Consider the following 12848-nt stretch of genomic DNA (forward strand, 5'->3'; position numbering starts at 1 on the left):
TTGCGCCTGATAAACATTGAGAACCTTCAAATTGTTTACCTTTGATGCCCCTGTTTATGTCATTTTGGCTTAAATGGTTTTGTAGCACTGATTTTGGATAAAAAACTTTTTTTAATACACCACAAGTTATTTTGAGATATGCTGAAATTAATGTCAAAAATTTTAGGTGGAAATAAGAGCGAAAAAGACGTTCAAAAAATTCTTCCTATTGTTCAAAAAATTAATCAGTTTTATGAACAATATAAAACGCTCAGCAATGATGCTTTGCGCAACAAAACTGTTGAATTTAAAGCAAAAATAAAAGCCCATCTTACTGAAATTGATGATGAAATTGCCCTCTTGCAACAAGAGGCAGATGCGTTGCCACCTACCGAAATTCATGAGAAAGATAAATTATACCATCAGCTCGATAAATTAAAAAAAGAGCGGGATAAACATATTGAAACTGTACTGAATGAAATTTTACCTGAAGCTTTTGCCGTGGTGAAAGAAACAGCACGCAGGTTTAAAGAGAACGAAACACTTGTAGCTACAGCTTCTGATTTGGATCGGGAATTGAGTGTGAAAAAAGATTATATCACTATTCGCAACAATGAAGTAGTATTTAACAATAACTGGATGGCTGCGGGTGGTAAAGTGGTTTGGAATATGCTGCATTATGATGTGCAATTGATTGGTGGTGTGGTATTACATCAGGGAAAAATTGCGGAAATGGCTACCGGTGAAGGTAAAACATTGGTTTCTTCTTTGCCTGCTTACCTGAATGCCCTGGCCGGCGAAGGGGTGCATATTGTAACAGTGAATGATTATCTGGCTCGACGTGACTCTGAATGGAATGGACCCATTTTTGAATTTTTGGGCCTGAAAGTAGATTGTATTGATAAACACGATCCCAATACAGAAAACAGGCGCAATGCTTATCTGGCTGATATTGTATACGGAACCAATAATGAATTTGGTTTTGATTACCTGCGCGATAACATGGTTCACTCTCCCGATGAAATGGTACAACGGAAATTCCATTATGCCATAATAGATGAAGTAGATAGTGTATTGATTGATGATGCCAGAACTCCTTTAATTATTTCGGGCCCCATTGGTAAACAAGACAATATTGAACAATTTTTTGAACTGAAACCCCGAATTGAAAAATTGGTAGAAGCACAGAAAAAAGCGGTGAACCAGTTTTTAATTGAGGCCAAGAAAAAAATTGCAGAAGGCAATGACGATCCGAAAGATGGCGGATTATTGCTGTACCGCGCTTTTAGAGGATTGCCTAAAAATAATGCACTCATCAAATATTTAAGTGAACCGGGCATGCGCATGAAACTGCAAAAAGCAGAAAATTATTACATGGCCGATCAGTCGCGGGAAATGCACATTGTAGATGCGGAACTCTATTTTTATATTGATGAAAAAAATAATTCGGTTGAGTTAACTGATAAAGGGATTAACCTGATTACCAAATCGGGCGAAGACCCACACTTTTTTATATTGCCTGATATTAGTGTAGCACTCGGTGAAATTGAGCAGAACAATACACTCAGTGCCGAAGAAAAAATACACAAAAAAGAAGTCCTGATTAATGAATATGCGCAAAAAGCAGATCGTATTCATACCGTACAACAATTATTGAAAGCCTATACCTTATTTGAAAAAGATGATGAATATGTTGTTTTAGACGGGCAGGTAAAAATTGTAGATGAACAAACCGGACGTATTTTGGATGGCAGGCGTTATTCAGATGGTTTGCACCAAGCTATTGAAGCAAAAGAAAATGTGAAGATAGAAGCTACTACACAAACCTATGCTACCGTTACCCTGCAAAATTATTTTAGAATGTACCATAAATTAGCCGGTATGACGGGTACTGCACAAACAGAAGCCGCCGAGTTATGGGATATTTATAAATTAGATGTAGTGGCCATACCCACCAATGTGCCTGTAATAAGAAAAGATAGCAACGATTTGGTATTTAAAACCAAAAGAGAAAAATTTGGTGCAGTAATTGAAGAAATTTTGAATCTGCAAAAAAATGGCCGCCCGGTTCTGGTAGGTACTACCTCAGTAGAAGTAAGTGAGCTACTCAGCAGGATGTTACGGCAAAAACAAATTGCCCATAATGTATTAAATGCCAAACAACATGCCCGTGAAGCACAAATTATTGCTGAAGCCGGTATGGCAGGCGCTATAACCATTGCTACCAATATGGCCGGTCGTGGTACCGATATCAAATTAGGACCCGGTGTAAAAGAAGCAGGTGGTTTGGCCATTCTGGGTACCGAACGTCATGAATCCAGAAGGGTTGATTTACAGCTTCGTGGCCGTGCCGGTCGCCAGGGCGATCCTGGTTCTTCCGTTTTCTTCGTTTCGTTGGAAGACGATTTAATGCGCATGTTTGGCAGTGATAGAATTGCCAAAGTAATGGATTTTGCAGGTTATAAAGAAGGTGAGGTGATTCAGCATAGCATGATTACCAAATCTATTGAACGTGCACAGAAAAAAGTAGAAGAAAACAATTTCGGCATTCGAAAGCGGTTGTTAGAGTATGATGATGTAATGAATAAACAACGTACCGTTATTTATACCAAACGCAGCCATGCTTTGTTTGGAGAACGTTTGGCACTCGATTTAGACAATGCTTTTTACAGTGTAGCCGCAGAAATTATTAACGGATTTAAAGTAGAAGATGATTTTGAAGGATTGCGATTAGCCTGTATTGTACACTTTGGAACCGATACCAATATTACACCGGAAGAACTGAATAAATTATCAGAACAACAGTTAACCGAAAAATTATACAATCAGGCCATTACCAATTACCAAAGCAAGAAAGTAGAACTGGCCACACAAACATTACCGGTATTTAAAAATATTCGTCAACAACAAGGCGCCCATATCGAAAATGTAATTGTACCTTTTGGTGATGGCAGAAAACAATTACAGGTATTGGCCAATATGCAAAAAACACTCGATACCAACGGTATCGAATTGGTGAATGCACTTGAGCGATCTGTTACATTGGCGTTTATTGATGATGCCTGGAAAGAACATCTAAGAGCCATGGACGACTTAAAACAAAGTGTTCAAACCGCAGCCTATGAGCAGAAAGATCCATTAGTAATTTATAAAATGGAAGCCTTTAATTTGTTCAAACAAATGGATAGTGAAGTGAATAAAGAAATTGTTCAATTCCTTTGCCATGCTACCATTCCTTTGCAGGAAGGTGAAACCGTTCGGGAGGGCCGTCAGCGTAAAACTGATTTAAGTAATATGCGCACCCAAAAAGAATCATTGAATGGTGCCGTTAGAGAAGATGATTATTACGATCCCACTCCAGTAAAACAAGAGCCGGTTAAAGTCGGTCCGAAAATTGGTCGTAATGATCCCTGTCCATGCGGAAGCGGCAAAAAATATAAAAACTGCCACGGAAAAGAAGCGTAAACATATATTTTACCGGAAAGGGGTTATCAGCATATTCCTGCTTTTAACCCCTTTTTTATTTACTTTTGAAATAATTAAACTTGCTATATGCCTGCTGTAACAGCATTTTTACCCGATTTTAGAAATACGCCTCAAATAGATCATGTTGGCGTAGAAGAAAGAGCCGCCCGATTTACCAAACGCAGTATTAAAGCCGAAACCAAAGTAAACGGTTTAAAACTGGCCTTGAATATGATTGATTTAACAACCTTAGAAGGAAAAGATACCGACGGAAAAGTAAAACAATTATGCTATAAAGCCATGCACCTGTATGATGCTTATCCCGGCCTACTAACGGTAGCGGCTATATGTGTGTATCCTTCCATGGTTGCTGTTGCTAAAAAAGCATTAGAAGGTTCCGGCATAAAAGTAGCTTCGGTAGCAACAGTTTTTCCAAGTGGCCAGTCATCGCGTGATGTGAAAATTAGAGATACCAAATTTGCCGTGCAACAAGGTGCTGATGAAATTGACATGGTAATTAGCAGAGGAAAATTTCTGCAGGGTGAGTACAATTTTGTGTTTGATGAAATTGCTGCAGTAAAAGAAGCCTGTGGTACTGCCCGATTAAAAGTTATTCTGGAAACCGGTGAATTGGTTACTTACGATAATGTACGCCGTGCCAGCGAAATAGCAATGTATGCCGGTGCCGATTTTATTAAAACCTCAACGGGCAAAATTCAACCTGCAGCTACCATGCCGGTTACCTTAGTAATGTTAGAAGCCATTCGCGATTTTTATTATAGAACCGGAAAAAAAATTGCCATGAAACCTGCAGGGGGTATCTCTAAAGCCAAAGCCGCATTGCATTATTTGGTAATGGTGCAGGAAACATTGGGCAACGATTGGTTGAATAATGAATGGTTTCGTTTTGGTGCAAGCAGCCTTGCTAATGATGTATTGATGCAATTAGAGAAAGAGCGTACCGGTGTGTATCAGGCAGCCAACTATTTCTCAATCGATTAGTGTGAATTGTTTATTTGAATATTTTATTAATCAATTTTTATGGCCAAAATAGCTAAAAATAATACACCTTCCCTCAACTTTAAAACGAACTATGCACCGGCACCCGAAAGTGTGAGTGCTGCTTCATTGAAAGAACAATACCAACTTTTTATAAACGGAAAATTCGAAAAACCACTCAGTAAAAAATATTTTGATACCATTAATCCGGCTACGGAACAAAAAATTGCATCTGTTGCCGAAGCGGGTATTGCCGATGTTGATAAAGCCGTGAAAGCCGCAAGAGCCGCATATAAAGATGTTTGGGTTAAAATGCCAGCTAAAGAACGTGCTAAATATATTTTCCGTATTGCAAGGATGATTCAGGAAAGAGCCAGAGAATTTGCCATTATTGAAAGTTTAGATGGAGGTAAACCCATCCGCGAATCACGAGATATTGATATACCCCTCGCTGCCAATCATTTCTTTTATTATGCGGGATGGGCCGATAAATTAGCTTATGTCTTTTCTAACAGAAACCCGGTACCGTTAGGTGTGGCCGGACAAATCATTCCATGGAATTTTCCTTTACTGATGGCGGCATGGAAAATTGCTCCTGCATTAGCCTGTGGTAATACCGTAGTGTTAAAACCTGCTGAAACAACACCTTTAACTGCATTAAAATTGGCCGAACTGATTCAGGACTGTGATTTGCCACCCGGTGTAGTTAATATTATTACCGGTGCAGGTGCTACCGGTGCTGCCCTGGTCAATCACCCCGATATTGATAAAATTGCGTTTACAGGCTCAACAGAAGTGGGTAAAACTATTCAGCGTGCAACTGCCGCCACGCATAAAAAATTAACCTTAGAGCTGGGCGGCAAAGCTGCCAATATTATTTTTGAAGATGCACCCATTGATCAGGCGGTGGAAGGCATTATCAATGGTATTTATTTTAATCAGGGGCATGTTTGTTGTGCGGGTTCCCGTTTGTTTGTACAGGAATCAGTTTACAAAGAAGTGTTACAAAAATTAAAAGACAGGATTGCTACCTTAATAGTGGGCAATCCCTTAGATAAAAATACCGATATAGGTGCCATTAATTCAAAACAACAATTACAAACCATTCAAAAATACATTGCTATCGGGAAAAAAGAAGGTGCAGAAATGTTTGAAAGCAGTTGCGATTTGCCCGGTAAAGGCTATTTCTGTAGGCCAACTTTATTTACCAACGTTGCACAAAGCAGCCGCATTGCACAGGAAGAAATTTTTGGCCCGGTATTGGCCATTCAAACCTTTAGAACCGATGATGAAGTAATTGAAAAAGCCAATAATACACCCTATGGTTTAAGTGCAGGGGTATGGACGAACAAAGGCTCTCGTATTTTTAACATCACCACCCGTTTGCGAGCAGGCGTAGTTTGGGCCAATACCTATAATAAATTCGATCCCGTTTCGCCCTTTGGCGGCTACAAAGAAAGCGGTTTTGGCAGAGAAGGAGGGTTGCATGGTTTAAGCGCTTATCTTAAATAGCGGTATAGAATTGATGTAGTAAAACCTGATTGGAATGGTTACAAATTATTTGTAGATGGTTTTTTGTAAAATATACCTCTAAAACCATTTTTTGAATTTTTAATTTTGAAGTATGACAGAAAGAATTGATGTACTGAAAACATATAAGCTCTATATAGGAGGCCAGTTTCCCAGAACCGAATCAGGCAGGTATTATGCTATTAAAGATGCCAAAGGGAAATTACTTGCCAATATGTGCCAGTCTTCCAGAAAAGATTTTCGTGATGCGGTAGTAGCAGCTCGTGGTGCTTTAAGCGGTTGGTCGGGCAAATCGGCCTTCAATCGTTCGCAAATACTGTACCGTATGGCTGAAATGTTGGAAAGCAGAAAAAATCAGTTGGTAGATGAATTATTGCTACAAGGAAGTAAAACAATGGATGCCGTTACTGAAGTGAGCACAGCTATTGATCGGTTGGTGTATTATGCCGGCTGGTGCGATAAGTATCAGCAGGTGTTTAGTGCTGTTAATCCCGTTGCATCGCCACACTTTAATTTCTCTGTGCCGGAGCCTACCGGTGTAGTAGCAATTGTAGCCCCACAACAATCAGCTTTCATTGGATTGGTATCTGTAATAGCACCGGTTATTGCAGGCGGCAATACCTGTGTGGTATTGGCATCAGAAAGTTTACCCATTTCTGCAATCAGTTTAGCAGAAATCATTCATTCATCAGATGTGCCGGGGGGGGTTGTTAACATTTTAACCGGAAAATCCAACGAATTATTGAAGTACTTTGCAGAACATATGGATGTAAATGCCATTGTATTCAATCAATTATCAAAAGCAGAGGTGCAGTTGGTGAAAGAAAAAGCATCCTTGAATGTAAAAAGGGTAATTGAATACAATATTAAAAATTGGCTGGATGATACCGCCGGACAGTCGCCTTACTTTATATTGGATACACAGGAAATAAAAACCATCTGGCATCCTATTGAAACGGTTGCTGCCGGCAAATCCGGTTACTAAATATTTTTTTATGCAGCGAATTTTGGTGCTTTTTGTATGCTTATTGGTTGGAAAAACAATTATTGCCAATACACCTGATACGATTATTGTACACAAAGATGTACGAATAGATACGCTGGTAACCAAACAAGCTGCCATGAATAAACGAATGCTTTTAAAGTCATCGGGCGGTTTAGTCAAAGGCTATCGCATTCAGGTAATTACTACCAGCAGTAGGGATGAAGCATTTAAAATTAAATCTGAATTGCTGGCTAAATTTCCTGATCAAAAATCGTATATTTTATTTCAAAGTCCTTATTTCAAAGTAAAAATTGGTAACTTCCTGAAACGAGAAGATGCGGAATTATTACGAACGCAATTAAACAATACATTTCCCTTTAGCGTGTATGTGGTAGATGATATGGTGGAATATGCCGCTACCGGTATGCCTAATTAAAAGGCAATTGATTAGTTTAAAATATGAATATGCTTTTAACAAGAATACAACAGCGGGCTAAATTATATGCAGATGAGTTTGTTGCAGTTCGCCATTGGTTACATGCCCATCCTGAATTAAGTTATCAGGAATTTGAAACCTCCCGGTTCATACAATCTAAATTAAATGAATGGGGTATTGCTTTTGAAGTAAAAGCAGGAACCGGTGTGGTGGGAATGATTGAGGGAAAAGAGCCACATAGCCGAATCATTGCCCTGCGTGCCGATATGGATGCTTTGCCAATAGCAGAAGAAAATGAAGTGCCTTATCGTTCAACCAACGAAGGCGTTATGCATGCCTGCGGACATGATGTACATACTACCTGTTTGTTGGGAGCAGTAAAAATTTTGAACGAATTAAAAACCGAATGGTCGGGTACCGTTAAATTTATTTTTCAACCCGGTGAAGAAAGAAATCCAGGTGGCGCCAGCCTTTTAATTAAGGAAGGCGTATTGGAACATCCCAAACCACAGGGAATTATTGGTTTACATGTTCACCCCGGTTTACAGGTGGGTAAATTAAGTTTCAGAAAAGGGCGTGTAATGGCCAGTGCCGATGAAATATATATTACCATTAAAAGCAAAGGAGGCCATGCCGCAGCACCGCATTTAACGGTAGATACCATACTGGTGGCATCGCATATCATTATTGCTTTGCAGCAGGTTATTTCCAGAAACAATAACCCATTATCGCCTTCTGTTTTATCTATCTGTGCCATACAGGGTGGGCATACTACCAACGTAATTCCCAATGAGGTAAAATTAATGGGCACTTTCAGAGCCATGGATGAACAATGGCGTTTTAAAGCCCATACACTTATTGAGAAAATAGTAATAGGCGTGGCCGAAAGTATGGGGGCTGAGGTGCAGTTACATATTGATGTTGGCTATCCTACGGTGGATAACGATGCACAATTGACGGATACTGCCTGGAAACTGGCCGATGCATACATGGGCAGCGAAAATGTGGAAGAAACAGAAATTAGAATGGGTGCAGAAGATTTTGGATATTATACTCAGGTAGTTCCGGGTTGCTTTTTCAGACTGGGTGTAATGAATACGGAAAAGGGAATTACATCGGGTGTACATACCCCTACATTTAATATTGATGAAGCTGCTATTAAAACCGGAATGGGAATGATGGCCTGGCTGGGGGCCATTGCTACTATTGAATAAGTATACACCACTTACATGCCCATTGAAAAGTATTGATAAATATAAAAATATAAGCACATCACAAAATAAATCCGCAAATTTACTATACTTTTCAACAAAAAAATCAGGTGGTTTCACTGAATTTTTGTAATATGGAAAAACATACCTTGCAGTATGAAATGATGTAATATTCTAAATTACTGCTGAGTATGACTGCCATTGTGATTGCGGAAGATAATCTTACTTTTTTAGATAAAATAACTACCTGGGTATTACGGGAACCGGGGATGGAGCTATTGTATTTTGCCCGTAATGGTATGGCTTTGCTGCAAGATATTATCTCTAAAAAACCTTTGCCCGATGTTATTTTAATGGATATTGAAATGCCATTGATTGATGGCATTGAGGCCACCAGTTTTATTAAGGATCAGTATCCGCAAATCCGCATCATCGGCCTTACATCGCACAGTACAGAGGGAATGGCCATACACGCACTTACTGCCGGTATGGATGGTTTTGCCGGAAAAGCCCTTTCTGAGTATATTTTACCGGAAGCTATTGAAACCGTTTTAAAAGGGAAATTATTTATAGACAACAGATTAGATTTTAATACCGACTATATTTTAGAAACCGTTAAAAAACGAAAAGAACTGATTGCCAACTATCACAATGCATTGCCAACGCTAACACCTAAAGAAATGGCATTTATCATTTTAGCAGCTACTTCTTTAAAATATAAACAGGTTGCTGAGATTATGAATCTCAGCGAAAAATCAATTCATGGTTATTTTGAAGCAGTTTCCAATAAGTTAAAATTATCCAGTCGTCAGCATTTAACCCTGTTTGCCCATCAGCATGGACTAACGCATATGGCCGATTATACCAGTAGTTATTAGGGTTGAATACCAATCATTTTAATTTCTGTATTTTAGTTGTACTTTGCAAGCCTGCTTTTGTAACAGAAGCAGATGCCTGCCGTGCAGCCCATAGTTCGGAACCCTGAAGTGAGTGACACAACAGGCGATGCCCACTGTTGTTAAAGCAGGTACCCAAAAAATGCTTAAATGGATAAGAAAAAATTAAGAAGAGAGGAGGCATTGGAATACCATGCCAAAGGCCGACCCGGAAAAATTGAAGTAATTCCTACCAAAGAAGCCAAAACCCAGCGCGACCTTTCACTTGCCTATAGCCCAGGTGTTGCAGAACCCTGCAAAGCCATTAAAGAAAACCCCGAAGACATTTATAAATATACTGCTAAAGGCAATTTAGTGGCAGTAATTACAAATGGTACAGCTGTACTTGGTCTGGGCGATATTGGACCCGAAGCCAGTAAGCCGGTGATGGAAGGAAAGGGAGTTTTATTTAAAATTTTTGCAGATATTGATGTGTTTGATATTGAAATCAATGAAAAAGATCCCGAAAAATTTGTGGCTATTGTAAAAAGTTTAGAACCCACTTTTGGCGGCATTAATCTGGAAGATATTAAGGCGCCGGAATGTTTTTATATTGAAGAACAATTGCGGCAGCAACTGAAAATACCCATTATGCACGATGACCAGCATGGTACGGCCATTATTAGTGCTGCTGCTTTATTGAATGCATTAGATATTCAGAAAAAGAAAATAGAAAAAGCCCGTTTTGTAGTGAATGGTGCCGGCGCAGCAGCTATGGCCTGTGTACAGTTGTATGTAGCATTAGGTGCCAAATATGAGCATTTTATTATGTTTGATAAAGATGGGGTTTTGCATAAAGGGCGCAATGATTTAGGAGATGTACGCATGAAGTTTGCCGTTGATAAAGCTGATTGGGATTTAGCCAAAGCCATGAAAGATGCAGATGTTTTTTTAGGCCTGAGTGTGGGCAATGTGGTAACGCAGGATATGATAAAAAGCATGGCCAAAAACCCCATTGTATTTGCAATGGCCAATCCCGATCCGGAAATAACTTATGAAGATGCTACAGCTGTTAGAAAAGATATTATAATGGCCACCGGCCGAAGTGATTATCCTAATATGGTTAATAACGTACTGGGCTTTCCGTATATATTCAGAGGTGCATTAGATGTGAGGGCTACACAAATTAATGAAGCTATGAAACTAGCAGCTGTAAAAGCCTTGGCTGAATTGGCCCGCTCTCCGGTACCAGACATTGTGAACTTGGCCTATAATTTAAAAAATTTAACCTATGGGCCTGAATACATCATTCCGAAACCCATTGATCCTCGCTTACTCTCTACCGTAGCACCTGCTGTAGCAAAGGCAGCCATAGAAAGTGGTGTGGCACAACGCATCATTCAAAATTGGGATGAATATGCCTTGGAACTGAATAAACGATTAGGTTTGGATAATCAGTTAATGCGAATTATCAGTAATAAAGCCCGCAGGGCTCCCAAACGAATTGTTTTTGCAGAAGCAGATAATTTAAAAATTTTAAAAGCTGCCAGCATTGCTTATGATGAAGGTATTGCCTATCCTATATTATTAGGAGTGGAAGAAGATATAAAAAGAATTGCACTGGAAAATAGTGTGGATATTTCTGACTTACCCATTATTGATACCCGCAGTGATACTTATGCCGATAAACGTGAATTTTATGGGCAACTGTTTTTCCAAAAAAGGCAACGCAAAGGGTTTAACCGTTATGAGAGTTTTAAAATGATGAAAGACCGAAATCATTTTGGTTGTATGATGGTTGAAACCGGTGATGCCGATGCCATGATTTCAGGATTAACCCGAAATTATGCCGATGCCATTAAGCCTGCATTACAAATTATTGGAACCGATGAAGGGGTGAAAAAAATTGCAGGCATGTATTTGCTGCTTACCAAAAAAGGCCCGCTTTTTTTAGCCGATACCACTATTAACTTTAACCCCACTGCCGAAGAACTGGCCGATATTACTTTAATGGTAGCCAGAGAAGTGCGTACCTTTAATTTAGTGCCACGTATTGCTATGTTAAGTTACAGCAACTTTGGCAGCAGTAATTCCCCGGAAGCTAATTTGGTTGCTGAAGCAGTTCAAATTGTAAAACAACGTAACCCTTCTTTAATTATAGATGGCGAAATGCAGGCTAGTCTTGCTTTTAATAATGAAATTTTAAAAGACAATTATCCCTTTAGTGATCTGGTGGGGCAGGATGTAAATGTATTGATTTTTCCTAATTTAACTTCTGGCAATATTGCCTACAACTTATTGAAAGAGTTGGGTGGTGCCGATGCAATTGGCCCTATTTTGCTGGGTTTGAAAAAACCTGTGCATGTACTGCAATTGGGTAGCAGTGTACGCAGCATAGTAAATATGGCTTTAATTGCGGTGGTAGATGCACAAATGAAGTGTAAATTAGATACGGAAGCCGAGGTACAAAAATCAAAATGGTGGAAAAGGCGGCGTTTAAAAAAGAATTAATATTTTCGTTGATGAATCGTTTTGGCGAAAACATTTAAAAATTAAAACATGTCTTTTTTTTCACATTTAGGTTCGTTTTTATTGCTGTTGAAGGGAATGTTTACACGTCCGGAAAATTGGAAAATGTATTGGAAAGAACTCATGAACCAGTGTGTTGATATTGGCGTGGGTGCTTTGCCTATTGTGGTAATTATTTCTTTGTTTTTAGGCGCTGTAACTACCGTGCAAACGGCTTATCAGTTGGTAAGTCCGTTGGTACCGCAGGCTACTATTGCACAAATTGTTCGCGATAGTATGATATTGGAATTATCACCTACGGTAGTTTGTATTGTTTTGGCCGGTGTAGTGGGCAGTAAAATTGCCAGTGAATTGGGCAATATGCGCATCAGCGAGCAGATTGATGCGATTGAAATCATGGGCATCAATACCAAAAGTTATTTATTGTTTCCTAAAATTATTGCTGCTTTAATTGTTGTACCTGCATTGATTGTAATTTCTGCTGTATTGGGTATTTGGGGTGGAAGAGAAGCGGGCAGTTTAACCGGCATCTTATCGCACGATATATATGATATTGGGTTAAGGCAAAACCTGAATTTATACAATATTCAATTTGCTTTATACAAGTCGTACACCTTTGCCTTTATTATTAGCAGTGTACCTGCTTACTTTGGTTATTTTGTTCAGGGTGGTGCACTTGAAATTGGCAAAGCCAGTACCAGAGCCGTTGTAACCAGTTGTATTTTAATTTTATTTGCCGATTATGCATTAGCAGCCTTACTGTTATAACCGGGTTTTGTTCCATAATTTTACGTTTTTTATAGGTGCATGTTATTATAATTTGGTAGCTTTCATTTTAT

General features: G+C 39.1%; 9 protein-coding genes. All 9 read left to right on the plus strand.

Going from position 1 to position 12848, the window contains the following annotated elements; translation table 11 throughout:
- Positions 1-138: 138 nt before the first annotated feature.
- A complete protein-coding gene (gene secA, locus AC3QLY_RS07980; protein WP_218330888.1) occupies positions 139-3444 on the plus strand; it encodes a preprotein translocase subunit SecA in 3306 nt (1101 codons plus the stop codon).
- An 87-nt stretch (positions 3445-3531) separates the two neighbouring features.
- Entirely contained in the window at positions 3532-4446 is a 915-nt protein-coding gene (gene deoC, locus AC3QLY_RS07985; RefSeq protein ID WP_218330887.1) for a deoxyribose-phosphate aldolase, read from the plus strand.
- Positions 4447-4485: 39 nt separating this feature from the next.
- Entirely contained in the window at positions 4486-5955 is a 1470-nt protein-coding gene (locus AC3QLY_RS07990) for an aldehyde dehydrogenase family protein (protein ID WP_218330886.1), read from the plus strand.
- A gap of 112 nt (positions 5956-6067) precedes the next feature.
- Positions 6068-6958 (plus strand): aldehyde dehydrogenase family protein, encoded by an 891-nt coding sequence (locus tag AC3QLY_RS07995; RefSeq protein WP_218330885.1) that lies wholly within the window; start codon positions 6068-6070, stop codon positions 6956-6958.
- Between the two features lie 10 nt (positions 6959-6968).
- Positions 6969-7394 carry an SPOR domain-containing protein gene (locus AC3QLY_RS08000; protein ID WP_074420722.1) on the plus strand — a complete coding sequence of 142 codons (426 nt, stop codon included), beginning with the start codon at positions 6969-6971 and terminating at the stop codon, positions 7392-7394.
- A 29-nt stretch (positions 7395-7423) separates the two neighbouring features.
- Positions 7424-8608: a M20 metallopeptidase family protein gene (locus tag AC3QLY_RS08005; RefSeq protein WP_317196295.1), complete on the plus strand. Its 1185-nt coding sequence runs from the start codon at positions 7424-7426 to the stop codon at positions 8606-8608.
- 188 nt (positions 8609-8796) lie between these two features.
- Complete coding sequence (locus tag AC3QLY_RS08010; protein WP_074420721.1) at positions 8797-9483, plus strand: response regulator transcription factor; 687 nt, start codon at positions 8797-8799, stop codon at positions 9481-9483.
- Between the two features lie 168 nt (positions 9484-9651).
- Positions 9652-11991, plus strand: coding sequence for an NADP-dependent malic enzyme (locus AC3QLY_RS08015; protein ID WP_074420720.1), 2340 nt, complete (start codon positions 9652-9654; stop codon positions 11989-11991).
- Between the two features lie 48 nt (positions 11992-12039).
- Positions 12040-12777 (plus strand): MlaE family ABC transporter permease, encoded by a 738-nt coding sequence (locus tag AC3QLY_RS08020; RefSeq protein WP_074419417.1) that lies wholly within the window; start codon positions 12040-12042, stop codon positions 12775-12777.
- Positions 12778-12848: the final 71 nt, after the last annotated feature.

This window comes from Hydrotalea sp. GW822-HT8A01, from assembly GCF_058798575.1.